This window comes from Mesoflavibacter zeaxanthinifaciens subsp. sabulilitoris (genome assembly GCF_014191595.1).
Taxonomy (GTDB): domain Bacteria; phylum Bacteroidota; class Bacteroidia; order Flavobacteriales; family Flavobacteriaceae; genus Mesoflavibacter; species Mesoflavibacter zeaxanthinifaciens.
The window spans coordinates 36,082-61,857 of record NZ_JACHWV010000002.1 but is presented as its reverse complement, the minus strand read 5'-3'; the positions used below and the strand labels follow the sequence as shown (position 1 = coordinate 61,857).

At 31.7% G+C, this 25,776-nt stretch carries 25 protein-coding genes and 1 tRNA gene; 15 read left to right on the top strand and 11 right to left on the bottom strand.

Annotated features, from left to right (window positions below; all coding sequences use genetic code 11):
- The first annotated feature begins 77 nt into the window (after positions 1-77).
- Positions 78-2,480 carry a TonB-dependent receptor domain-containing protein gene (locus FHS04_RS03060; protein ID WP_106680844.1) on the top strand — a complete coding sequence of 801 codons (2,403 nt, stop codon included), beginning with the start codon at positions 78-80 and terminating at the stop codon, positions 2,478-2,480.
- A gap of 74 nt (positions 2,481-2,554) precedes the next feature.
- Here FHS04_RS03060 and FHS04_RS03055 read toward each other — a convergent pair whose 3' ends face one another.
- Positions 2,555-3,076, bottom strand: coding sequence for a hypothetical protein (locus tag FHS04_RS03055; protein ID WP_146131325.1), 522 nt, complete (start codon positions 3,074-3,076; stop codon positions 2,555-2,557).
- A gap of 86 nt (positions 3,077-3,162) precedes the next feature.
- On the opposite strand from FHS04_RS03055, the gene dusB reads away from it, so the two are divergent.
- Positions 3,163-4,158 (top strand): tRNA dihydrouridine synthase DusB, encoded by a 996-nt coding sequence (gene dusB, locus FHS04_RS03050; RefSeq protein WP_106680957.1) that lies wholly within the window; start codon positions 3,163-3,165, stop codon positions 4,156-4,158.
- A 2-nt stretch (positions 4,159-4,160) separates the two neighbouring features.
- Here dusB and FHS04_RS03045 read toward each other — a convergent pair whose 3' ends face one another.
- Both FHS04_RS03045 and rbfA read right to left on the bottom strand, forming a co-directional pair.
- A complete protein-coding gene (locus FHS04_RS03045; protein WP_106680849.1) occupies positions 4,161-5,366 on the bottom strand; it encodes an FtsX-like permease family protein in 1,206 nt (401 codons plus the stop codon).
- Complete coding sequence (rbfA, locus tag FHS04_RS03040; protein WP_106680851.1) at positions 5,367-5,762, bottom strand: 30S ribosome-binding factor RbfA; 396 nt, start codon at positions 5,760-5,762, stop codon at positions 5,367-5,369.
- Positions 5,763-5,845: 83 nt separating this feature from the next.
- Between rbfA and mce the strand changes: the two genes are divergently transcribed.
- The 3 genes from mce to FHS04_RS03025 all read left to right on the top strand — a co-directional run bounded on the left by mce (position 5,846) and on the right by FHS04_RS03025 (position 6,806).
- Positions 5,846-6,247, top strand: coding sequence for a methylmalonyl-CoA epimerase (gene mce / locus FHS04_RS03035; protein ID WP_106680854.1), 402 nt, complete (start codon positions 5,846-5,848; stop codon positions 6,245-6,247).
- A gap of 56 nt (positions 6,248-6,303) precedes the next feature.
- Positions 6,304-6,377, top strand: a tRNA-Ile gene (locus tag FHS04_RS03030).
- A 255-nt stretch (positions 6,378-6,632) separates the two neighbouring features.
- On the top strand, positions 6,633-6,806 hold the full coding sequence (locus FHS04_RS03025; RefSeq protein WP_244906301.1) for a PID-CTERM protein-sorting domain-containing protein: 174 nt from the start codon (positions 6,633-6,635) through the stop codon (positions 6,804-6,806).
- On the opposite strand, the gene FHS04_RS03020 is transcribed toward FHS04_RS03025, so the two are convergent.
- Positions 6,795-7,385, bottom strand: coding sequence for a riboflavin synthase (locus FHS04_RS03020; RefSeq protein WP_106680859.1), 591 nt, complete (start codon positions 7,383-7,385; stop codon positions 6,795-6,797). The two genes, FHS04_RS03025 and FHS04_RS03020, sit on opposite strands and share 12 nt — an antisense overlap.
- Before the next feature lie 68 nt (positions 7,386-7,453).
- Here FHS04_RS03020 and pdxA point away from each other — a divergent pair, with 68 nt between their 5' ends.
- The 9 genes from pdxA to FHS04_RS02975 all read left to right on the top strand — a co-directional run bounded on the left by pdxA (position 7,454) and on the right by FHS04_RS02975 (position 14,912).
- On the top strand, positions 7,454-8,500 hold the full coding sequence (pdxA, locus tag FHS04_RS03015; RefSeq protein WP_106680861.1) for a 4-hydroxythreonine-4-phosphate dehydrogenase PdxA: 1,047 nt from the start codon (positions 7,454-7,456) through the stop codon (positions 8,498-8,500).
- A 73-nt stretch (positions 8,501-8,573) separates the two neighbouring features.
- On the top strand, positions 8,574-9,113 hold the full coding sequence (locus FHS04_RS03010) for a YceD family protein (protein WP_027879373.1): 540 nt from the start codon (positions 8,574-8,576) through the stop codon (positions 9,111-9,113).
- Positions 9,114-9,122: 9 nt separating this feature from the next.
- Positions 9,123-9,323: a 50S ribosomal protein L32 gene (gene rpmF, locus FHS04_RS03005; RefSeq protein WP_027879374.1), complete on the top strand. Its 201-nt coding sequence runs from the start codon at positions 9,123-9,125 to the stop codon at positions 9,321-9,323.
- Positions 9,324-9,501: 178 nt separating this feature from the next.
- Positions 9,502-10,497 (top strand): beta-ketoacyl-ACP synthase III, encoded by a 996-nt coding sequence (locus FHS04_RS03000; protein WP_106680959.1) that lies wholly within the window; start codon positions 9,502-9,504, stop codon positions 10,495-10,497.
- 34 nt (positions 10,498-10,531) lie between these two features.
- The gene (gene accB, locus FHS04_RS02995) at positions 10,532-11,014 is read left to right on the top strand and encodes an acetyl-CoA carboxylase biotin carboxyl carrier protein (protein ID WP_027879376.1); all 483 of its coding nucleotides are present in this window, start codon (positions 10,532-10,534) and stop codon (positions 11,012-11,014) included.
- Positions 11,015-11,099: 85 nt separating this feature from the next.
- On the top strand, positions 11,100-12,452 hold the full coding sequence (accC, locus tag FHS04_RS02990; protein ID WP_106680863.1) for an acetyl-CoA carboxylase biotin carboxylase subunit: 1,353 nt from the start codon (positions 11,100-11,102) through the stop codon (positions 12,450-12,452).
- 200 nt (positions 12,453-12,652) lie between these two features.
- On the top strand, positions 12,653-13,768 hold the full coding sequence (locus FHS04_RS02985) for an NAD(P)/FAD-dependent oxidoreductase (protein WP_106680865.1): 1,116 nt from the start codon (positions 12,653-12,655) through the stop codon (positions 13,766-13,768).
- Positions 13,769-13,771: 3 nt separating this feature from the next.
- Positions 13,772-14,473, top strand: coding sequence for a monofunctional biosynthetic peptidoglycan transglycosylase (gene mtgA / locus FHS04_RS02980; RefSeq protein WP_106680867.1), 702 nt, complete (start codon positions 13,772-13,774; stop codon positions 14,471-14,473).
- Positions 14,454-14,912, top strand: coding sequence for a GreA/GreB family elongation factor (locus FHS04_RS02975; RefSeq protein ID WP_106680869.1), 459 nt, complete (start codon positions 14,454-14,456; stop codon positions 14,910-14,912). Before mtgA ends, FHS04_RS02975 begins: the two co-directional genes overlap by 20 nt.
- Here FHS04_RS02975 and FHS04_RS02970 read toward each other — a convergent pair.
- The 6 genes from FHS04_RS02970 to FHS04_RS02945 all read right to left on the bottom strand — a co-directional run bounded on the left by FHS04_RS02970 (position 14,899) and on the right by FHS04_RS02945 (position 21,530).
- Complete coding sequence (locus FHS04_RS02970; RefSeq protein ID WP_106680961.1) at positions 14,899-15,813, bottom strand: ABC transporter ATP-binding protein; 915 nt, start codon at positions 15,811-15,813, stop codon at positions 14,899-14,901. The genes FHS04_RS02975 and FHS04_RS02970 overlap by 14 nt on opposite strands.
- Positions 15,814-15,886: 73 nt before the next feature.
- A complete protein-coding gene (locus FHS04_RS02965; protein ID WP_106680871.1) occupies positions 15,887-18,049 on the bottom strand; it encodes a prolyl oligopeptidase family serine peptidase in 2,163 nt (720 codons plus the stop codon).
- 102 nt (positions 18,050-18,151) lie between these two features.
- On the bottom strand, positions 18,152-19,141 hold the full coding sequence (locus FHS04_RS02960) for an aspartate-semialdehyde dehydrogenase (protein ID WP_106680874.1): 990 nt from the start codon (positions 19,139-19,141) through the stop codon (positions 18,152-18,154).
- A 137-nt stretch (positions 19,142-19,278) separates the two neighbouring features.
- Positions 19,279-19,686 (bottom strand): large conductance mechanosensitive channel protein MscL, encoded by a 408-nt coding sequence (gene mscL, locus FHS04_RS02955; protein WP_106680877.1) that lies wholly within the window; start codon positions 19,684-19,686, stop codon positions 19,279-19,281.
- 97 nt (positions 19,687-19,783) lie between these two features.
- Positions 19,784-20,890, bottom strand: coding sequence for an alanine racemase (gene alr / locus FHS04_RS02950; protein WP_106680879.1), 1,107 nt, complete (start codon positions 20,888-20,890; stop codon positions 19,784-19,786).
- Positions 20,883-21,530: a thymidine kinase gene (locus FHS04_RS02945; RefSeq protein ID WP_106680882.1), complete on the bottom strand. Its 648-nt coding sequence runs from the start codon at positions 21,528-21,530 to the stop codon at positions 20,883-20,885. The genes alr and FHS04_RS02945 overlap by 8 nt, the downstream gene beginning before the upstream one ends.
- 119 nt (positions 21,531-21,649) lie before the next feature.
- Here FHS04_RS02945 and FHS04_RS02940 point away from each other — a divergent pair, with 119 nt between their 5' ends.
- Positions 21,650-22,381, top strand: coding sequence for a hypothetical protein (locus FHS04_RS02940; RefSeq protein WP_106680885.1), 732 nt, complete (start codon positions 21,650-21,652; stop codon positions 22,379-22,381).
- On the opposite strand, the gene FHS04_RS02935 is transcribed toward FHS04_RS02940, so the two are convergent.
- Positions 22,378-25,776: a DUF7933 domain-containing protein gene (locus FHS04_RS02935; protein ID WP_106680888.1), complete on the bottom strand. Its 3,399-nt coding sequence runs from the start codon at positions 25,774-25,776 to the stop codon at positions 22,378-22,380. The two genes, FHS04_RS02940 and FHS04_RS02935, sit on opposite strands and share 4 nt — an antisense overlap.

Below are 25,776 nucleotides of genomic sequence, written 5' to 3'. Positions count from 1 at the left end.
ATGATTGAAAATTGCGGTTTTTCCCACAAGGAAAAGTAATTAACAATTATTATCTTGCACGACCTATTAATTTTTAAATGAAATACTTAGCCAATATTTTATTCTATTTACTGTCTTTTTATGCTATTGGGCAAGAGGCGACCATTACTGGTCAAGTAGTAGATCAAAATAACCAACCACTATCTTTTGTTAACGTTATAGTTACAGATGCATCAGATAATTCTATAGTAAAAGGAGCAAGTACAGATGAATCTGGAAAGTATATTATTACTGGATTAAACTTTAAAACTTATATTTTACAAGCTACATTTTTAGGTTTTGAAAGTTATTCTGAAAATATAACTATTGCTAACACGACATCTGTTAAAAATATTATTTTAAAAGATAGCACAGAAAATTTAGAAGAAGTTGTTGTTACAGCTAATAAACCAACCCTTAAAAAGGAAGTAGATAGATTAGTTTTTAATGTTGCAAATACTTCTTTAGTAGAAGGGACAATGTTAGACGTGTTACGAAGCACACCAGGTGTTTTGGTTTTAGGCGGAAATATTTCTGTTAAAAACAGTACTCCTACAGTATTTATTAATGGCAGAAAAGTGCAACTATCTGCATCAGAAGTAACACAGTTGTTAGAAAACTCTTCTGCAAATAGCATTCAAAAAGTAGAGGTTATTACCAATCCTTCTGCTAGGTATGATGCAGAAAGCGGAGTTGTTTTAGATATAGTAATGACTAAAAACTTAATTACGGGCTATCGTGGTAATGTGTTTTCTAATTACACGCAAGGTGTTTTTCCTAGGTATAATGCAGGAATCAATCAGTTTTACAAAACCAATAAAGTTAATATTAACCTTAACTACAATTATAATCAAAGTAAAATTAACAGAGATAATATTAACGAAATAAACTATTTAGATAATAACAACTCTATTTCAGAGAATTGGTATTCTACTTTAAATAGAAATACAACTTCAAAAACACACAATGCAAATTTAAACTTTGATTACTTTTTAAGTGAAAGAAATACGCTTAGTCTAACATCTAACTTTTTGTATTTACCTTATTTTGATTATTTAACAAGAGGAAATACAACAGTAAATGATTTACAAGGAACTAATAATTATAATTTTAATGTAAATAATAATTCTAGTGATGATAAATATAATCTTGGAGTAGATTTAGATTTTGTGCAAAAGTTTAAAAATGAAAGTTCTTTAGCTATTAATGTACATATGACTAAATATGATTATGAGAGACACCAGCAAGTAGAATCTCAGTATTATTTTGTTAATAGTAACTCTAATTTTGACACTGCTTTTACAACAGATAATAATCAAACAACAGATATTATAACATCACAAATAGATTACAATACGGCATTAAGTGATAACTTTTCTTTGTCTACAGGAATAAAAACGTCTGTAATTAATACAGACAGTGATATTAGTCAGTTTGATATAGATCCAAATACAGGAAATACATCATTTAACAATCAAAACTCTGATACTTATCATTATGATGAGTCTATTTTTGCTGCATATTTAGACTATCAAATAGATTGGGAAAAATGGAGTTTTTCAGGAGGATTAAGAGTAGAGCAAACAGATATTGAAGGTCAATCTATAAGCACAAACGGATTAAATGACCAAGATTATTTAGAATGGTTTCCTACACTTAATTTGAGTTGGCAAACTTCAGAAAATATAAATCTATACACTAATTATAAACGTAGTATTAACAGACCAGATTATCAAGATTTAAATCCGTTTAATTTCTTTTTAAATGATAATACGATAGCTACAGGTAACCCTTTTTTACAACCAACATTTACCAACAAATTTGTTTTAGGAACATCTATAAAAAGCAGATATACTTTTGAATTTTACTACAAAGACATATCAGATCAAATACATGAAATTCCAATTCAAGACAATACTAACAACATTTTAATCTATCAACCAACCAATATTGGTAAAGCAACAGATTTTGGTTTAGATTTTATAACATATTTTGATGTTTCAAATAGCTGGTCTGTTTATTTTGTAACATCTTTTTATAACATACAAGAAGAAGCTTTTTTAGACAATCAAATAGTTAAACAAGATCAATGGAGCAACTACTCTGTGCTTAGTAATGATTTTTCATTTTTAAAAGACAAAAGCCTATCTGCTAATTTTACAGTTATTTACACAAGTAAAAATTTACAAGGGTTTCAAACGGTAGATGGACGTTTAATATCAGATTTGTCTATTAGTAAAAAGCTATTTAAGGATAAAGCAACATTGTCTTTAGCTTTTGCAGATTTATTTAATAAGCAAGATTTTACTGTACGCACTAAATATGGTAGACAAGACAATTATAACTTCCATAACCAAGATAACAGATATGTTAAGTTAGGTTTTAGTTATAAATTTGGTAATACAAGTTTACAAACTAACGAACGTACCAAAGATAAGAAAGAAAGAGACCGATTAGAGTAAGAAAACAATCTTATTAACTAATAAAACGTTTTTAACATAAAAAGACCGTGTAACATAAAGTTATATGGTCTTTTTTATTTAGGCTCAAAAGAGTTTATAATTAACATGGCATCATCAAAATATTTATCAAATAATTTTTCTTCCATATGAAATTCGATATAGTCTAATTTAGAGTCTCTAACATAAAAAAACTCTAATCGTTTAAATTTTTCTTTAAAAGATTGTCGCTCAATAGTCGATTCAATTTTATAAATATATTTAGAACCTTCAGGTAATTTAGTTAGTACATATTCTTTATTAATTTCTCCTCGTCTTAACGTTCTGCCATGTTCGTTTAAAGTGTTTTCTACACCATTAAATTTTTCAATATAGAAAGGGTTTTTATTTACAGAGATATTATTTAATTCATCTTCGGGATTTAAATCTTTTAATTTTTTTGGAGTCAAATAAATGTGACCAACACCTCCAAACCTAACCCACGTATTAGGATATTGTATCTTAAAATGACTGTGTCTTATAGTATTTAATTTTATCTGGCTATTCTGTGTGCCACAGCTAAAAAAGACAATGCAAAAAATAATGATGAGTTTTTTCATTTAGAAACTAATTTGTATAAATATAGTTTAAACCACTTTGTATTGCAATTATTTAAAAAGATGTAATTTTGCCAAAAAATTGTAACGTGGTAAAAATAGGTAATATAGAACTTCCAGAATTTCCGTTGTTGTTAGCTCCAATGGAAGACGTAAGCGATCCGCCTTTTAGAAAATTATGTAAAGAGCAAGGTGCAGATGTGGTGTATACAGAGTTTGTGTCTAGCGAAGGTTTAATACGTAACGCTGCAAAAAGCGTTATTAAGTTAGATATTTACGAAAAAGAACGTCCTGTTGGTATTCAAATTTTTGGAGCTAATATGGATAGTATGTTACAAACCATAGATATTGTTTCTGAGTCTAAACCAGATATCATCGATATTAACTTTGGTTGTCCAGTAAAAAAGGTGGTTAGTAAAGGTGCTGGCGCAGGTATCTTAAAAGATATTTGTTTAATGGAACAATTAACTGCTGAAATGGTTAAGCGTACCAATATACCTATTACCGTAAAAACAAGATTAGGTTGGGATCATGATTCTATTAGGATTGTTGAAGTTGCAGAACGCTTACAAGACGTTGGTTGTAAAGCAATAGCGATACATGGTCGTACACGTGCGCAAATGTATAAAGGTAACGCAGATTGGAAACCAATTGCTGAGGTAAAAAATAATCCACGTATGCATATTCCTGTTTTTGGAAATGGAGATGTAAACACACCAGAACGCGCAATGGAAATGCGTGACCAATACGGTTTAGACGGTTGTATGATTGGTCGTGCTACAATTGGTAATCCGTGGTTTTTTAAACAAGTAAAACACTTTTTTGAAACAGGAGAGCATTACCGACCAATAACTATGCAAGAGCGTGTTGATGCGGCAAGAAGACACTTGCAAATGGCTATAGATTGGAAAGGCGAAACTTTAGGTGTTTTAGAAACCAGACGTCATTACACCAATTACTTTAAAGGTATTCCGCACTTTAAAGAATACAGAACAAAAATGGTAACTAGTGATCATTCTGTTGATGTTTTTGCAGCTTTTGATGAAGTAGAAGAACAGTTTAGTGATTATGTGTTTACAGAGTAAAACTAAGCTGTTTTTACTAAATTTCTATTTATTCTAGATGCAGCAATCTTAGAAGCTATGACGCCTAAAACCATTAATGTTAGCATTACAATTACAAAGTTTTTAAATTGTAATGCAACAGGATAAGGTAAAACAGGTGTTATCATAATTAGCTTAAAGGATAATTGTAATTGCACTAATGTGTAACCAATAATTAGTCCAATAATACCGCCTATTAATGTCATTAAAATACCTTGATATAAAAATATTTTTCTAATATCTTTTACGCTTGCACCTAAGTTATATAATGTATTTAGCGTCTTTTTCTTATCTAAAATAGCCATTATAATAGTGCCAATAATATTGAAAAGCGCAATAATTAAAACTAAAGTGAATATAAGGTAAACCGCCAGATTTTCGGTATTTAACATCTTATAAATAGCATCGTTTAATTGATCTTTATTTTTCACCAATATAGTTGGTCCTAAAACAGAAGCTATTTTATTTTTTACAGTGTCTTCATCTGCATTTTCGTTCAGTTTAAACTCAATGCTTGTAATTTGGTTATCGTTGTAGTTTAATAACTGCTTTGCTGTTTCTAAAGATGTAAAAATGTATTTATTATTTATTTCTTCATTAATATCATAAATACCAACATTAACTACTTTTACTTGGTTTATAGCTTGATTTTGAGATGTGATTTGACCTTTTCCTGGTTTTGGTACAGAAAGCGTCATACTTTTTCCGTAGTCGTTAGCGCCAACATTTAAATGTGTAGAAATGGTCCAACCAACAACAGATTGTGGTGTTTCTGGATAAATCCAACCACCAATAGGAATTACCGATTCTATTTTAGTAACTTCACTAAAATTTTGATCAACACCTTTTATGTAAGCAGGATGATTATTGCCATCAAAAGTAGCGATAACACGTTCTTCAATAATTTTTGAAAAACTAGTAACACCTTCAATATTCTTTAAATCTTCAGCTTGTTGTTGAGACAATGTAAACGATTTACCAATAGTTGTTTCTGCTTTTAAATCTGGATCGATTATAGAAGTAAATTCTAAAGTAAATTCGCGTAAACCAGCAAAACCAGAAAGTACAATAAATAAAGAAGCAGATCCTAATACGATACCAACCATTGCAATAATGGTTATAAAGTTTATAGCATTATTACTGCTTTTAGAACGTAAATAACGTTTAACTATGTACAGTGGAAAATTCAACTAAGATTTTTTTCGTTTGCCTAATAAATCTGGGTTTTCAATAGGATTATCCTCTCCTTTTAAAGACTTTTCAATTTTGTCAATATATTCTAAAGAGTCGTCTATATAAAACATTAATTGAGGCATACGACGTAATTGATTTTTAGTACGTTGCGCAATTTCGTGTCTTATAAAAGGTGTGTTTGCTTTAATACCTTCAAGCAACTCTTTACCTTTATCGTTAGGGAAAATGCTTAAATATACCTTAGCATCTGTTAAATCTGCAGTTACTTTTACTTTAGATACCGATATAATTACACCTCTTAACCCGCCTTTAGTAGCAGCACCTTGTAGTACATCTACCAAATCTCGTTGAAGTACCGAAGCTATTTTTTTTTGTCTTTGACTTTCTTCCATGCTACAAAAATAGTTGTTATTACAAGAATATATTACTTTTAAGACATATTTAAGCAAATATTAGATCTAAAATACGTTAAAAAATGGAAAAAATTGAACATATTGGTATAGCAGTTAAGAGTTTAGAGGATTCTAACAAACTTTTTGCTAAACTATTTGGTAAACCACATTATAAAGTTGAAGCTGTAGAAAGTGAAGGCGTTAGCACATCTTTTTTTGAAGTTGGACCAAACAAAATAGAACTTTTAGAAGCAACAAAACCAGATAGCCCAATTGCAAAGTTTATAGAAAAAAAAGGTGAAGGAATACATCATATTGCTTTTGCGGTTAATGATATTGAAAATGAAATTAAGCGTTTAAAAGAAGAAGGTTTTACGGTTTTAAACGAAACACCTAAAAAAGGCGCAGACAATAAGTTAGTAGCATTTTTACACCCAAAAACAACTAATGGAGTTTTGATAGAACTTTGTCAAGATATCAAGTAATTTAAAAAAGGTTTGCAGTATTTTAAAAATAGTAGTAATATTGCACTCCAATTTCGGGTCCTATAACTCAGTTGGTTAGAGTATCTGACTCATAATCAGAAAGTCCCTGGTTCGAGCCCAGGTGGGACCACTTCTAGAAATTGAAAAGCTTCACAGTTTTGTGAAGCTTTTTTTATTTTCATTTTAAACGTTTTTGATAAAAGTATTTAAATAAAAGGGACGTTATCATATCGTTAAATATGTATTTCAACGATAAAATTTGCGCTTAAAAGATATAATTTAAGTAAAAATTGTTCAAAAAATTTTGTTAGCAGTCTTTTTTTCATACATTTACAACCGAATTTCTCTCAAGTTCAATAAAAAAATAATAGCCCAAATGTTATTTATGTTTTTTAACCTAATTAATATAGTAGATGGAGGTAATGTTCCGCCACCGCCACCACCACCAACACCACCACCTGGTTTACCCATAGATAGTGGTATTGTGTTTTTAATTGCTGCTGCTCTTTTTTACGGGATATATAAGGTTATAAAACACAAACAAAGCTTAAGCGCTTAGTTCGGTTAAACGTTTTACATATTTTCCTATAACATCAAATTCTAAGTTTACTACAGTTCCAACTTTAAAAGTTTTAAAATTTGTATGTTCAAAAGTGTAAGGTATAATTGCTACACTAAAGCTGTTTTTTTGAGAGTTTACAACTGTTAGACTTACACCATTTACAGTTATAGACCCTTTTTCAATAGTTACATTATTTAATTTTGGGTCATATTCAAAAGTAAATAACCAACTGCCTTCAGTTTCCTTTACATCAATACAAGTTGCTGTTTGGTCTACATGACCTTGCACGATATGTCCATCAAGTCTTTCACCTAATTTCATTGCGCGCTCAAGGTTTACGGTACTATCAATAATTAAATTACCGATATTTGTTTTATCAAGTGTTTCTTTTATGGCTGTTACAGTATACTGGTTATTATCAATTGCAACTACAGTCAAGCAAACGCCATTATGGGCAACACTTTGATCTATTTTTAGCTCATGAGTAATTTCGCTTTCAATAGTAATATGTAAATTATCTTTTTCAGTAACAAGATTGGTTACTTTACCAAGTGTTTCAATAATTCCTGTAAACATAAACGTAATCGTTATTATTTGGTTAAATTTGTTGCAGGTAAAATTACAAACAATAGTTAGTTTTATTAATGAAGAAAGAAGAAAATATTAAAGTAGGAATTTCAATTGGAGATTTAAACGGGATCGGCTCAGAAATTGTTCTAAAGATTTTTGAAGACGCAAGAATGTTAGATTTTTGTACTCCAGTAATTTTTGCTTCAATTAAAACAATGAGTTTTGTAAAAAAACATTACAAAATAGATATCAATCTTAATGGCATTAATCATATTAATCAAGCAGTGATAGGTAAAGTTAATGTGCTTAATTGTTGGAAAGAAAATGTTAACATATCATTTGGAAAAGAAGATAAAACTATAGGAGAATATGCTATAAAATCTTTACAAAAAGCTACTAAAGCTTTAAAAAGTGACGAAATAGATGTGCTTGTAACAGCACCAATAAATAAAAGTAGTATACAATCAGATACTTTTAAATTTCCTGGACACACAGACTATCTTAATCAAGAGTTAGAAGGTAACAGCCTAATGTTTATGGTCAATGGAGGATTAAGAGTAGGATTGTTAACAGATCATGTACCTGTTAAAGATGTATCTAAACATATAACAACAAAACTAATTGAAGATAAAATAAATACAGTACACGATTCTTTAATTAAGGATTTTAAAATTAATAAACCAAAAATTGCCGTATTAGGTATTAATCCACATACAGGAGATAATGGAGTTATAGGTAATGAAGATGATAAAATTTTACGACCAGCATTAAAGAAAATTAAAGAAAAAGGTAAATTAGTCTTTGGACCATATGCTGCAGATAGCTTTTTTGGTTCCAATAATTACCAAAATTTTGATGCAATAATAGCATCATATCATGATCAAGGTTTGATACCATTTAAAACACTCTCGTTTGGTCAAGGTGTTAATTACACAGCAGGATTAAACAAGGTAAGGACATCTCCAGATCATGGAACTGCTTTTGAAATAGCAGGAAAAGGACAAGCAGATATAGGGTCTTTTAAAGAAGCTATTTTTACGGCAATAAAAATTTTTAATAACAGAAATGAGTACGCAGAAATAAGTAAAAATCCTCTACTTTTCTCTAAAAAAAAGATATAAACAAAAAAATGTTTATAAGTCTTTATAAATAAGAAGATTTTTGTATATTTGCAGGCTCAAAATAGATGTGAGAATGAAGCAATTAAAAGAATTTACAATACAGTTTGTAGGTTTAAAAGAAGGAAAACATCATTTTGATTATAAAATAGACCAAACGTTCTTTGATCATTTTGACTATGAAGAGTTTAACTCTAGTAATATAAATGTAGATGTTACTTTAAATAAAAAATCTACTTTATTAGAATTTCATTTTGAAGTTTCAGGAGATGTAAACGTTAACTGTGATGTAACTAACGAACCTTATGACCAACAAATATCAAACACCTTTGATTTAGTTGTAAAATTTGGAGAAGAATATAACGATGAAAACATTGATATATTAATAGTGCCACACGGTGAGTATGAAGTAAACATACAACAATACATTTATGAAACTATTGTGCTAGCAATACCAAGTAAACTAGTACATCCAGGAGTAGAAGATGGAACATTAGACTCAGAAATACTCAAAAAGTTAGAAGAATTAAGTCCAAAATTAAAAGATAAAAAAGAAAAAGAAGACGAGATTGATCCTCGTTGGAATACATTAAAAAAACTATTAACGGATAAATAATAATATAAAATGGCACATCCTAAGAGAAAAATCTCGAAAACTAGAAGAGATAAGAGAAGAACGCATTACAAAGCAACTGCGCCACAAATTGCAACTTGCCCAACAACAGGTGAAGCTCACTTATATCACAGAGCTCACTGGAGTGAAGGAAAATTATATTACAGAGGTCAAGTATTAATAGACAACTCAGTAGAAGAAAACGTAGCATAATTTATTATGCACGCATATAAGAAACGCTCACTTGTGAGCGTTTTTTTTATGAAACGCTTTTCTTTACGTTAAAAACGTTTTACTTTGCGTAAAATTAGTTCAAAAATGACTAATTTAGCTTAATTTATGTCATTTTTGTCCCGTTTTGGGTCTTTTAATGACCAAATTATATAAAAATATGAGCAAGATTACTGCTGCAATAACTGCTGTTGGTGCTTATGTACCAGAGTTTGTATTATCAAATAAAGTCTTAGAGACTATGGTGGATACAAACGACGAATGGATTACCACAAGAACAGGAATTAAAGAACGTAGAATTCTTAAAAAAGAAGGCAAAGGTACCTCTTACCTTGCAATAAAAGCTGCACAAGACTTACTAGAAAAAAGAAACCTAGACCCAAAAGAAATAGACTTAGTTATCGTAGCAACAGCTACGCCAGATATGCCAGTTGCATCTACAGCAGTATATACTGCCACACAGATAGGCGCAACAAATGCTTTTGCATACGATTTGCAAGCAGCATGCTCTAGTTTTCTTTATGGTTTATCTACAGCAACAAGTTACATAGAGTCAGGACGATATAAAAAAGTATTATTAATAGGAGCAGATAAAATGTCTTCTATAATAGATTATACAGATCGTGCTACATGTATCATTTTTGGAGATGGAGCAGGAGCTGTTCTATTAGAACCAAACGAAGAAGGTCTAGGATTTCAAGATGAATACCTAAGAAGTGATGGTACAGGTAGAGAATTCTTGAAAATTGAAGCAGGAGGATCTATATTACCTACCTCTCAAGAAACAGTAGATAACAAACAACATTTTGTACACCAAGAAGGACGTACAGTATTTAAATTTGCTGTAGCAAATATGGCAGACGTTTGCGAAAAAATAATGCAGCGTAATAATCTATCTCATGAAGATGTTTCATGGTTAGTACCACATCAAGCTAATTTAAGAATTATTGATGCAACAGCAAATAGAATGAATCTTGATGAAAGCAAAGTGCTAAAAAATATCTACAGATACGGTAACACTACATCAGCAACATTACCATTATTACTATACGACTTTGAAAAAAAGTTAAAAAAAGGAGATAACTTAATTTTTGCTGCTTTTGGAGGCGGATTTACATGGGGCTCAATTTATTTAAAATGGGCTTATAACTCTTAAACTAACTAAAACTTAAATTAATAACTTAATAATTATGGATTTAAAAGACATTCAAAACTTAATTAAATTTGTAGCAAAATCTGGCGCAAGTGAGGTTAAATTAGAAACAGATGATGTTAAAATAACTATCAAAACTGGATCAGATACAGAAACTACAATTGTACAACAAGTGCCAATGCAAGCACAAATGCCTGTACAGCCAATGCAACCAGCACCAGCTGCAGCACCTGCACCGGTTGCTACAGAAGCACCAGCTGCACCAGCAGAAGACTCTAAATATATAACTATAAAATCTCCAATAATAGGTACATTCTATAGAAAACCATCTCCAGATAAACCATTATTTGTAGAAGTAGGTCAATCTATAGCAGAAGGAGATGTATTATGTATTATCGAAGCTATGAAGTTATTTAACGAAATAGAATCTGAAGTGTCAGGTAAAATCGTTAAAATATTAGTAGATGATGCTTCTCCTGTAGAGTTTGATCAACCACTTTTCTTAGTAGACCCATCTTAATTTAGATTATTAGATCCGTTCAAATTTCATCTTAAAAATTTGAACTATCAATAATCCTATTGTCTAATTATCTAATTCAATAAAGATGTTTAAAAAAATATTAGTTGCCAATAGAGGTGAAATAGCACTGCGTGTTATTAGAACCTGTAAAGAAATGGGCATAAAAACAGTAGCTGTATACTCTAAAGCAGACGAAGACAGTTTACATGTAAAATTTGCTGATGAGGCTGTTTGTATTGGTCCAGCACCAAGTAGCGAGTCTTATCTAAAAATGTCAAACATTATTGCAGCTGCAGAAATTACAAACGCAGACGCTATACATCCAGGATACGGTTTCCTTTCAGAAAACGCAAAATTCTCTAAAATCTGTGAAGAACACGATATTAAATTTATCGGTGCTTCAGAAGAGATGATTAATAAAATGGGAGACAAAGCTTCTGCAAAAGCAACAATGAAAGCAGCAGGAGTACCTTGTGTACCAGGTAGTGATGGTGTTATCGAAACTTTTGAAGACTGTAAAAAAATAGCAAAAGAAACAGGTTATCCTGTTATGCTTAAAGCTTCTGCAGGTGGAGGAGGAAAAGGTATGCGTGCCGTTTGGAAAGAAGAAGACCTAAAAGACGCTTGGGATTCGGCTAGACAAGAATCTAAAGCTGCATTTGGAAACGACGATATGTATATGGAAAAACTTATCGAAGAACCAAGACATATCGAAATCCAAGTAGTAGGAGATAGTACAGGTAAAGCATGTCACTTATCAGAAAGAGACTGTTCTGTACAACGTCGTCACCAAAAGTTAACAGAAGAAGTACCTTCGCCATTCATGACCGACGAGTTAAGAGATAAAATGGGTAAAGCAGCCGTAAAAGCTGCAGAATACATTAGCTACGAAGGTGCAGGAACTGTAGAGTTTCTTGTAGACAAGCACAGAAACTTCTACTTTATGGAGATGAATACGCGTATACAAGTAGAGCATCCAATAACAGAACAAGTAATAGATTTTGATTTAATCCGAGAGCAAATATTAGTTGCTGCAGGAGTACCAATTTCAGGTAAAAACTATACGCCTAATTTACACTCAATAGAGTGTCGTATAAACGCAGAAGATCCATACAATGATTTTAGACCTTCACCAGGAAAAATCACAACACTTCATGCGCCAGGAGGACATGGTGTGCGTTTAGATACACACGTTTATGCAGGTTATAGTATACCTCCAAACTACGATTCTATGATTGCAAAATTAATTACCACTGCACAAACACGTGAAGAGGCAATTAATAAAATGAAACGTGCATTAGACGAGTTTGTAATAGAAGGTATCAAAACCACAATTCCATTCCATAGACAATTAATGGACCATCCAGATTACCTATCAGGTAACTATACCACTAAATTTATGGAAGATTTCAAAATGGAAAAACCAAAAGAAGATTAAAAAAATAAAACTCCGAAAGTAATTTCGGAGTTTTTTTATGGTGTTACCCTTTGTTGTTAAGTCAACAAACGGTCAGGCTATTCGTTATATCTTTTTTTCATACTTCAAAAAAGGATGCCACTACTATCCTTAACACAAAGCCAACAACAGTACTAAAAATTAAGTACATTTACATCACTTAATCTTTTACTTATTTTTTTGTGAACTTTAGCTATTGGGAAATAAAATCATGGTTAACAAACATAGACTTTACTATTATTGGCAGTGGTATTGTAGGTTTAAATTGTGCATTACAATTAAAAAAAACATATCCTAAAGCAAATATTTTAATCCTTGAAAAAGGAGTATTACCAAATGGTGCTAGTACTAAAAATGCAGGATTTGCATGCTTTGGTAGCTTAAGCGAAATTTTAGACGATTTAAATACACATACTGAAGCAGAAGTTCTAAGATTAATAAACAAACGCATAAAAGGCTTAAAACTATTACGACAAACCTTAGGAGACCATACCATAAATTATCAAGCTTTTGGTGGTTACGAGCTGTTTACAGAAAATGACAATCTATTTGAAAATTGCCTATCAAAAAAAGATTATATCAATAAGCTGCTAAAGCCAATGTTTAAAGCAGAAGTGTTTAGCTTAAAAGACAATATATTCAATTTTAAGAACATAAAAAAGCAATACATATTTAATGCTTTTGAAGGTCAAATAGACACCGGGAAAATGATGGAAGCACTTCTTCAAAAAGTACAATCTAAAGGCATAAAAATTTTAAATAATATAACAGTTCAAAGCTTTTCAGAAAATCAAGAATCAGTTAAAGTAAAGACAAATCAATTCGAGTTTTTAACCTCAAAATTATTGATAGCTACCAACGGTTTTGCTTCACAATTAAACATTCAAAATGTAAAACCAGCACGAGCGCAAGTATTAATTACAAAACCGATAAAAGATTTACATATAAAAGGTACGTTTCATTTAGATCAAGGCTATTATTACTTTAGAAATATTAATAATCGCATCCTTTTTGGAGGTGGACGTAACCTAGATTTTAAAACCGAAGAAACTACCGAGTTTGCTCAAACCAAGCTTATTCAAAATAAATTAGAAACACTTTTAAAAACAACAATTTTACCCGAAACTAACTTTAATATTGATCACCGTTGGTCAGGAATTATGGGTGTTGGTAAACAAAAAAAAGCTATAGCAAAACAACTGTCTAACAATGTGTTTTGTGGTGTTAGACTTGGCGGAATGGGCGTAGCAATTGGTAGTTTAATTGGTAAAGAATTAGCAGATTTAACCCAAAATTAAGCAATGAAAAGAATTTTTCGGTTTTTACTAAAATGTTGTGTTTGGTTTGTAATTTTAACTGTATTATGGGTTGTGATTTATCGTTATATACCAATATATTATACACCGTTAATGGCTATTCGTTCTTTTGAAAACACAGAGAAATCTTCAACATTTAAACATAATTGGGTCGATATTGAAGATATTTCAATTCACCTACAAAAAGCCGTAATTTGTAGTGAAGATCAAAAATTTATAAACCATAATGGTTTTGATATAGAAGCGATTGAAAAAGCTTACGAAAACAATAAAAAATCAAAACGTATTAAAGGCGCAAGTACCATAAGCCAACAAACTGCAAAAAATGTATTTTTATGGCCAAACAGAAGTTGGTTACGCAAAGGTTTAGAAACTTATTTTACCTTTTTAATCGAAAAATTGTGGTCTAAAGAGCGCATTTTGGAAGTGTATCTTAACAGCATCGAAATGGGTAATGGTGTTTACGGCGCAGAAGCAGCGTCACAACATTGGTTTGGGACTTCGGCAAAAGGATTAAACATTAATCAATCGGCTGCAATAGCTGCAATTTTGCCAAACCCAAGACGTTATAAAGCACAACCTGCAACCAGTTATATTTCGGCAAGAAAACAATGGATTATAAAACAAATGGGTTTTTACGGACCATTAAAATTTCCTAAGAAAGACGATGAAAACTCAAAACATTAAAACCCAATTATTACAGCTTTGTAACCAAAGTTTAGAGACACGTTTACAAAGTGTTTTGGCGGTTATTGAAGATATAAAACAAAGTTTGCAAAGCGAAACCAAAAGTAGTGCAGGCGATAAGCACGAAACAGGACGCGCCATGTTGCAATTAGAACGCGAAAAAGCAGGACACCAATTAGCTGAAATTGAAAAAACGAAACAAATTCTGTCTAAAATTAATACCGAATCAACCTATAAAAAAATTGGTTTAGGCAGTGTCGTTTATACTACAACATCCAATTATTTTATTAGTATAAGCGCTGGTGAACTTATAGTTGAAGATGATATGTTTTACGCTATTTCTGCAAACACACCAATAGGTCAATTACTTCTTGGAAAATCGGTTGATGATGTTATTAATTTTAGAAATCTAGAGTTTAAAATCACTAAGGTTTTGTAATTGATAAATAAAGATTAGAGTTTTTTTCTATCAAAGTATTATGTTCAAAAAACACTTTATCACCATTTAAATTAGCTTCAATTAAGTAGTGACTGCCTTTAAAATAACTGGTAATAACAGTTACTTTTAAGTTAGATTTTTCAACGACTTTTAACTCATTTGCGTAAATAATTCTGTCATCAATCACATTAAATTCGCCAAAAAAAGAAGCAATTAATGGTGTTTTAGGATTGTTATATAATTGTTCTGGTTTACCCTGTTCTAAGATTTTTTTATCCTCCAAAACAATCATATTATCGGCAAACCCTAATACATCTTCTTTGTCATGTGTTGCTACAATACAAGTAATATTTTTATCTTTTAAATACTTAAACACATTACGTCTTAAACTTTGTTTTTTAAAATTATCAATGTGGCTAAAAGGTTCATCCAACAAGATAATTTCTGGTTGCTTTGCTAAAGCTCTTGCTAGTGCCACACGTTGTTTTTGCCCGCCAGATAGTGTTTTTACTTTTACATTAGCAAATGCTTTAAGTTCTACAACGTTTAGTAGTTCTCCGGTACGCTCTTCTCGTTCTTCTGGATAAAATCTTGACAGATGTTTTGCAATATTTTCGGCAACGGTTATGTATGGCATTAAATCGAATTCTTGATGCACATATTTCATAAACTCATAGCCAATCACTAAGTTGTATTTTGGACCTAAAATTTCGGTGTCTTTCCAAAAAATGTGTCCTTGATTTAAATCAAATTCGCCATAAATAAGATTTAATAACGTACTTTTTCCTGAGCCACTTTCGCCAATAATAGCAAGGTTTTCACCAGTTTCAACTTTAAAAGAAATATCTTTTAAAACAGGTGTATTTTTATATGAAAATGTTAGGTTTTGTACGTTTAGCATAGTTGCAAAAATAGTGTAAAAAAAACCGCTCAAAATAATTTTTAAGCGGTTTGATGTATTTTTATCTTTATTCTTAATTTTTAAAATCTTCAATTTTTTCTGGTAGTACATCAAAACCCATATTGAATAATGTAAACCCGTAAATATCTGCATATTGTTCTATGGTTTTACTTACCGGTGTACCAGCACCGTGACCTGCATCGGTTTCAATTCTAATTAAAACAGGATTATCTCCTTTTTGTTTTGCTTGTAGTTCTGCCGCAAATTTAAAGCTATGTGCAGGTACAACTCTATCATCATGATCACCAGTGGTAACCATTGTTGCAGGATATTGTACACCTTCTTTTACATTGTGTACAGGCGAGTATCCTTTTAAGTATTCAAACATTTCCTTGTTATCTTCAGCCGTACCGTAATCGTATGCCCAACCAGCACCAGCAGTAAATGTATGGTAGCGTAACATATCTAAAACACCAACAGCAGGTAAAGCAACCTTCATTAAATCTGGTCGTTGTGTCATGGTTGCGCCAACTAATAATCCTCCGTTTGATCCACCTCTAATTGCTAAGTAATCTGACGAGGTATATTTGTTCTCTATAAGATATTCTGCAGCAGCAATAAAATCGTCAAAAACATTTTGTTTTTTTAGTTGTGTTCCGGCATCATGCCAAGCTTTTCCGTATTCTCCGCCACCACGTAAATTTGGTACAGCATAAATACCTCCTTGCTCCATCCAAACAGCATTTGCTATACTAAAACTTGGTGTTAAACTAATATTGAAACCACCATATCCGTAAAGTATTGTTGGGTTTTTTCCGTTAAGTTCGATACCTTTTTTATGTGTAATTATCATAGGTACTTTTGTACCGTCTTTTGAGGTATAAAATACTTGTTTACTTTCGTAATTTTCAGGATTAAAATCGATATCTGGTTTACGGTATAATTCTGAAGTTCCGTTTTCGATATCGTACTTATAGATGCTTCCTGGTGTTACATAGTTTGTAAACGAGTAGTAAAGCTCTTTTTCTTCTTTTTTAGCACCAAATCCGCCAGCACTTCCAACACCAGGTAATTCTACCTCGCGCACTAGTTTACCAGAATAATCATATTGTAATACTTTTGATACAGCATCTACCATATATTCTGCAAAAAAGTATCCACCAGCTTTTGACGCGCTTAGTACATTTTTAGTTTCAGGAATGATATCTTTCCAGTTTTCTGGAGCTGGATTTGAGGCATTAACAGTTACTAATCTCTGGTTAGGCGCATTAAGATTGGTTACTATAAATAGCTGATCGCCTTCATTTTCTAAAATGTATGTATCACTATCTGTGTGATCTAAAATGGTTACAAAATCACTGTTTGGTTTTGTTAAATCTTTAATTAATAATTTATTACCTGAGGTTGATACACGAGGAGAAAGAATTAAAAATCTATAGTCTCTAGTAACATTTCCATAGATATAACGGTGTTTTTCGGCTTCTGTACCACCATAAATTAACAGGTCTTCGCTTTGTGGTGTTCCTAATTTATGATAGTAGACTTTGTGTTGGTCTGTTTTTGCAGATAACTCGCTTCCTTTAGGTTTATCATAGCTTGAGTAATAAAAACCTTCGTTTTTGTACCAAGACATCCCACTAAATTTAATATCGACTAAAGTATCTTCTATAATTTCTTTAGTTTCTACATCCATAATTAAAATTTTACGCCAATCGCTTCCTCCTTCAGAAATGGCATAGGCTAAAATCTTTCCGTTTTTAGAAAAACTAGTTCCTCCAAGAGATATTGTTCCGTCTTCTTTAAATGTATTTGGATCTAAAAAAACTTCGGCTGTTTTTGGGTCTTCACCTGTTTTGTAACGGTAAATAACGTATTGGTTTTGTAGACCATCATTTTTATAGAAATAAGTATAGTCACCTTCTTTAAAAGGAGATCCTATTTTTTCGTAATTCCATAATTTAGATAGACGTTCTTTTAATTGCTCTCTGTAAGGTATGTTTGCTAAGTAACCTTGTGTTACTTTATTTTCTGCTTTAACCCAAGCTTCAGTTTCTTCACTTCTATCATCTTCTAACCATCTGTAAGGGTCTTTTACTGTTTCACCAAAATAAGTGTCTACAGTATCTACTTGTTTTGTTTCTGGGTAGGTAAGTTTGATTGTTTCTTTTTGCTTCATTTCTTCTTTACAAGACATTATGGTGATTAGGGAAAATAGACCAATAGCTAGTTTTTTCATTTTTAAGTGAATTTGTATTTTATAGCTTTAAAAATACGCAAAAAAGCGTTTGTAAACTTGTTACAAACGCTTTTTTAAGATTTTTTTAAATAGATAAAAAACTTATATAAGTTTGTTTTCTATTAGGTATTCTGCAATTTGAACAGTATTTGTTGCTGCTCCTTTACGTAAATTGTCTGCAACAATCCACATATTTAATGTGTTTGGTTGAGTCTCGTCACGTCTTATGCGTCCAACAAAAACATCGTCTTTATCATGCGCATAAATTGGCATTGGATAAGTGTTTGTATCTGTATTGTCTTGCACAGTAACACCAGGTGTTTGACTTAATAAAGACCTAACCTCGTCAAGGTTAAAGTCGTTTTCAAACTCTACATTTACAGACTCGCTATGTCCACCTGCAGTTGGTATTCTTACCGCTGTTGCAGAAACAGAGAATGTACGATCGTCAAGAATTTTTTGAGGTTCGCGTGCTAATTTCATTTCTTCTTTAGTGTAACCGTTAGCTTCAAAAACGTCACAATGTGGTAATGCGTTTTTGCCTATTGGATATGGGTAAGCCATTTCGCCTTCAATACCAGCAATTTCATTTTCTAATTGTCTAACTGCTTTTACACCAGTACCAGAAACAGATTGATAGGTAGAAACAACAACACGTTTCATTTTATATTTTTGATGAAGTGGTGCCAAGCACATTACCAACTGTATTGTAGAGCAGTTTGGGTTGGCTATAATTTTATCTTCTTTAGTTAATTGTGATGCGTTAATTTCTGGCACTACTAACTTTTTAGTCTCATCCATACGCCAAGCAGAAGAGTTATCTACTACTGTTGTGCCAGCATCTGCAAATTTTGGAGCCCATTCTAAAGAAGTGCTTCCTCCAGCAGAAAATAAAGCAATGTCTGGACGCATAGAAACTGCTGTCTCTAAACCTACAACTTTATAGTCTTTATTGTTGTAAGTTATTGTTTTTCCAACAGATCTTTCTGAAGCTACAGGTATTAATTCTGTTATTGGAAAATTACGTTCTGCTAATACTTTTAACATGACTTCGCCAACCATTCCTGTGGCACCAACAATTGCTAATTTCATCTTTTTTGATTTAAAAAATTTGCACGTAAAATTAGAGTATTTATAGTATTAGAACGCTAATAATTTCTTAAAAAAAGACCAAAAAAAATCAGGAACTATTAATAATTCCTGATTTAGTATAAAATATGTTATCTAGATTACTTTTTTAAAGCGTCTCTAATTTCTTTTAATAAGTCAATCTCTGATGGTCCTGCAGGAGCTGCTGGAGCTTCTTCTTTTGGCTTTTTAGTTTTGTTGTATGCTTTTACAATTATAAATAATACAAATCCTACAGTAACTAAATTAATGATTGCATTAATCCATTTACCATATAAAATTGCATTTTCTGGTGTTGTTACGGTTCCTTCTGCATCTACTACAGCTGGAGATAATACTACTTTAAGGTCTTCAAAGTTCATTCCACCAGCAAAATGACCAACAATTGGCATCATAATGTCAGATACAAATCCATTTACAACCATTCCTACTGCACCAGCAAGAATTACAGCTACTGCTAAATCTATGACATTTCCTGTCATGATAAAATTCTTAAATTCTTTAAGCATAATCTTAAAATTTTACGTTAGTTAATTTTTAATATGAGATTCAAATTACTTAAAATTTTAACACAAACCGATTTTAAGTAGCATAAAAAAAGAGTTTTTATCGATTAAAGACACGTTTTATACGTTGAGAGATAGCTGTGATTAATTCGTAAGAAATAGATTGCACAGTTTCTGCTAAATCTTCTGCAGTGTTATGCGCATTAAAAATTATGACTTCGTCTCCTTCTTTACAGTTTATATTAGTAACGTCTACCATAATCATATCCATACAAACATTACCTAAAATTGGTGCTTTTTGGTTGTGTATTGTTATAAAACCTTTGCCTTTACCATACTGTCTTTTTATACCATCTGCATGTCCAATAGGAATTGTTGCGGTTGTTGTATCTTGTTTAGCAATATATCCTCTGTTGTAACCTAAACTGTCTCCTTTTTTAAGATGATGAATTTGAGAGATAATACTTTTTAAATTAGCTATTGGCTTTAAATCTTTTTTGTATTTAGCATCGTTACCAAAGCCATATAATCCTATACCACTTCTTACCATATCAAAATGTGCTTCGGGATAATTTAATATTCCTGATGTATTGCACATATGTAAGAAAGTTTTGTAACCTAAACCGGTATTAAAAGTTTTTGCAATGTTTTTAAAACTTTCAATTTGATTTAAAGTAAATTCTCTTTCATTTAAATCTTCGCTTGCAGCTAAGTGTGAAAATAGAGATCGCACTTTGATACTTTTAGTTGTTTTTAAACAACTTAAAACAGTTTGAATATCATGTTCTGAAAAGCCAATTCGGTTTAATCCTGTATTAAATTTTATATGAACAGGATAATTGGTTTGTTTATGTTTTTCCGCGCAAGCGATAAATGTTTCTAGAATTCGTTTAGAGTACATGCTGGGTTCTAAACAGCGTTTGATTATAGTATCAAAATTTACCGGTTGAGGATGCAGTACCAATATGGGTTTTGTAACACCAGCATCGCGTAATGCAACACCTTCGTAGCTATACGCAACAGCAAAGTAATCTACATCTAAGTCTTGTAAATATTTGGCAATTTCTACAGCATCACTACCATATGCAAATGCTTTTACTACTGCTAAAAATTTGGTGTTTGCAGTGGTTTTTGATTTTAAAAACGTAAAATTTTGTTTTAGTGTTTTTAAATCAATTTCAAGAATAGTTTCTTGTGCCTTATCCATTTTTTGCTTCTGGATTAGTATCTAATGGTTTAGCGTCGGTTACTTTTATGTTTTTAATTTTTTCTCGCATGGTTGCCTTGTAATATGCTGCGCGACTTAAAGGTTCATACTCTTCAGTTTCTCCTAAAAGTACTAAGTTGTCGTTTTGAGATTTACGGTAACTGTATTGTGCTAGGTTACCTGTTCTTGTGCATACAGCGTGTACTTTAGTAACATACTCTGCAGTTGCCATTAAAAAAGGCATTGGTCCAAAAGGATTACCTTTAAAGTCCATATCTAAACCAGCAACAATAACTCTAATACCTTTATTTGCTAGGTCATTACATACTTTTACAATTTCGTCATCAAAAAATTGAGCTTCGTCAATACCTACAACATCACAATTATCTGCTAAAATAGGAATATTTGCAGCAGCCGGTACAGGAGTTGATCGAATAGAGTTTGAGTCGTGAGATACAACTTCTTCTTCGTCATATCTTATGTCTATAGCCGGTTTAAAAATTTCGACTTTTTGCTTTGCAAATTGGGCGCGTTTTAGTCTTCTTATTAGCTCTTCGGTTTTACCGGAAAACATTGATCCACAGATGACTTCAATCCATCCAAATTGTTCTTTTTGATTTACTGTATTTTCAAGAAACATTTTGTAATTTTAACACTAGAATAAGAATGGTACTTGTTTTCTATAAAGGTGGCCCAAATTTATTAAAAAACAAAAGGCTATCTTGTATTAAATTTTAAAAATTATAAAAAAGACAAATCATGAAGAAGAAATTAGAGTCAGAATTAATAAGCATTGCGCACAGGATTCTAAAGTTAGGTGGTAAAGAAGATGTTAATAAAATGCATGCAGAAGTTGCTGCGCTTTATGAGAAGTTAACAGTTTTAAAATTTGCTAATGAAAATTTTGAGGACGATAAACCTACTATAGGTGATGATTCTTCTTTTTTTGGGATGCTAGATACCGCATTTAACAATAGAATAAGTGATAATATTGAAGTTGATAATAAAACATATATCAATTTAGATGATACTGAAAATGAAGAAATCACAGAGCCTTTAATGGAAAAAATTAAAGACATGGTAGCGCAAATGCCTGAAGAAACTCAAAAAGTTGATGAGTTATTAGAAGAGGTTATCCCAAAGAAGAACTACCATAAAAATGATTTTGAAGATATTACTGCTGGTTTTGAAGAAATGCCAGTTTTTGAACCTGTAACTAACCAAACTAACCCAGAAAAGAAAAGCCTTAACGATAGATTTAAATCTAGTTTAAACATTGGTTTAAACGACAAGCTGGCTTTTATAAAACATCTTTTTGATGGTAGTGCAGAAGATTATAACCGTGTGCTTTCTCAATTAAATACTACTTCAGACCTTACAGAAGCTACACATCTAATACGCAATGTTGTAAAACCAGACTACAATAATTGGGAAGGGAAAGAAGACTATGAAACTAGATTTATGCAAATTATTGAAGCTAGATTTAATTAATAATTTAAATATACGTAACCAGTAAAAATTTTAGATATTCCTTCTATCTTAAAAGTGTAAAAATACGTGCCAACAGGTAACACTTTATTTTGGTTAAGTGGTCCTGTGTTAGGTTTTCCGTCCCATTGGTTTATGTAATTATCTTTATGATAAATTAAGGTACCATAACGGTTATAAATATCTAAACTGTTAATTGGATAATCTTCTACGCAAGGAATTACGAAAGTATCATTTAAAGTATCTTCATTTGGCGAAAAACCTTCAGGTATTTGTAAACAGTTATTTACTAATACTTCAGCAAAATCTTCGTTATTAGTCAAATCTCTATCAACTTCGTTTACGTTACTTAAGGTAGCAACATTTAATAAATTTTGTGCTGAAATTACCTGAACAGTTAATAACAGATTCTCTGATTGGTTAGGAGTAAGGTTAGGCATATTCCATGTAAAAGAACTTTCATCATAAGTTCCAAAACTAGTTAAGGCATTTATAAATAAATATCCTTCTGGTAAATTTTCTATAATTTTAATATTAGTTGCTTCAGTTGTTCCAATATTAGTTGCGGTTATTGTAAAAACAACTTCGGTACCAATTGCTGTTTCTTCAGGGTTTACTGTTTTTAAAACTTCAATGTCGACATTAGTTGTGTCTTCTGTAACTAATAATGTTGCACTTGCCTGAGAACTATCTATATTATTTAAATTGCTAAAATTAGAGCTGTTGTTAACATATTCGCCTGGTGTATTTGAAGTTACTATTACAGAAAAGCTACAAGTACCTACACCTTCAGGAAAGGTTAAATCAGTAACCGAAATTGCTGTATCTCCTATTTCACCAGAAAATGTGGCTGTACAGTTATTAGCATCTTCCCAAACAATTGGACCAGCTATTGTTAAACCCGTTGGTAAATTGTCTGTAAATGATATGTTGTTTTGAGCAGGATTTCCTGATAAATTTTGAAGTGTAAATAGTAACGTACTAGTTTGACCTTGCATAATTTGATCTGGAGAAAAGACTTTTTCTACTAAAGGAGCAATAACTTGAGCGTTGCTAATTGATATATTTGTTTCTGGAGTTAACTCTTCATTGCCCTCTCCGTTAGGTATGGCTTCTGCTGTATTTGTAAATGCACCGCCATAGCTAGGTGCTGTAACGGGTATTATAATTTGAATATTTGCAGCAGGATCCATATTTGATATATTTCCTGTAATAGTATTACCGTTTACATTGAAACTTGAAATACAAGTGGCATTTCCTGAAACAACATTACAAGTTGGTGTCCCGTTTATTGTAAACTGAGCACCTAACGTGTCTGTAAAATCAATATTTATAGCATTTGAGCTAGTATTACTATTGGTAATATCTACAATCCAATTGAAGTTATTATTTACACCTACAGAGGTAAATTCTGGATAAGTTTGTACAACTAAATCTACACAAGGAGCAAAATAAATAATAGAAGATGCTGTATTGTTACTTTCGTTATTATCTAAAACACCATCTAAATTTTCGATAGAGACATTATTTGTAGCTCTAACAAAATTAGCATCACAACCAGGAAACCAATCTACAATAACCTCATAAGTTATAGAGCTTTGAGCTGGAAGTATTAAGTTGTCTTCTGGTAAAATTTCCCATAAAACATCTGGTTGTCCATCTTGTGGTAAACCATCGTAGACAATGCCTACATTTTGATTTGTAACATCAAAGCACGTTGCTGTTCCTGTTGTACCAACACAGTTTACAGATATTAAGCTTGCATCTGTATTAGTGTTTTCTCCTAAAGGCATATAGTCTTGTACAGCTACAGTAGCATCTTGATCACTATTATTAGATATAACAATTTCATAGGTTACTGCTCCCCAAGTTGTAGTGTTAGTAGGAGAGTTTCCTGTTGGTAATACTGGATCAATTTGTGTTTTTGTAACACTTACGTCTACATAGTCTTCTGGCTCACAAACAGGTAAAGGTGGTAATAAAACAAAATCACTTTCTGCATTATTATTAATGTTAGGATCTAAAATAAAAGAGTCTAAGTTGTTTACACCACTTCTTACATGTCCAAGCGTGTTATCTTCTTGTTCGGCAGCACAATCGTCAGATTCTAAAAAGACAACAACAGTAGTTACTTGGATAGTTGTATTAGGTTGTAGTACAAAATTATTACTTTGCCAATATTGATCTAAATCTGTAAGTGTAAAGTCGCTACAATCTACTGGACCTGTCGTAAAATCGCAAGTTATAGAAATAATATCCCAGTCTACACCTACTGTTAAATTCTGTAAAAAGAAACGCATTAGAGTAGCATCAGGACCACTATTACAAACGGTGGTTTGAAAGGTAACTTGTTCTCCCCAAGCAACATCTTGGGAAGCATCAGGATTTATTTGAGTGGTTTGTACGCATAAATCTGCTTCTGGACATGCTTCTGCAAGTAATAATGGCGTAATAACATTATTAGAGTTATCAGAAGATTCATTTGTATGTTCAATAAGGATTTGTGCGAAGCTAGACACAGACATTTGCTGTATGTCTATACCACATAATGGATCCAAAAATCTTATATTAATTTCAAAAGTTAAAGAAGCGCCAGCAGGAAAATTAATAGTTTGATCAACGGTTAAAATTGTAGATATAGAGGATATAGTTTGAATACTATTATCTTGTACATTTAAAGAGCTAGGACAATTTATACCGTTTGTACCACCAATACAATTTATAGATTCTAACTCAATTCTTGGTCTACCATTTAATATACCAGACTCAAGATCAAATTTTTGAGAAAAGCTTTCAAGCGGAAACTCGATAGTACTATTATTAGTTATTGTAACTTGATAAGTCACGACCTCATTCCAAGCACTTATACCTGTCCCTAAACTAGGGTTTGTTTGGGTATAATCTACTGTAAAATCTATTGGGATATCAAAAACATCAATTGATATTACAGATTGATTATTGGATGTATTAGTATCTGTGACCGTATCCGGAGCAGATACAGTTGCACTACTAGCAATACCACCAAGGCTTAAAGGCGCTTTTACTAATACCTCTAACGCTACACTTGCATTTGACGGCATATTAGCAATAGTACCAGTTATAATACTACCGGTTATATTTATTGGGTCTATACTGCTAGCGCCACCAGTTTGGTTTTGACTTTGAGCGCTTAAAATGATTAAATTAGTATTTAAAGTTTGAGAAAACGAAGCATTATTTACAGCATTTCCTCCATTTAAAATGGTAACTATGTATTTAAATTCTTGATTAATTCCTATTTGAGAAATAGGATTTCCTGATAAATCTTGAGCTTCAACAACAATAGATAAGTCTGTTGTTTGAGCATTTAAAATGTAAGACACAACAGAAAATAAGAAGATAAATAGTGATTTTTTCAT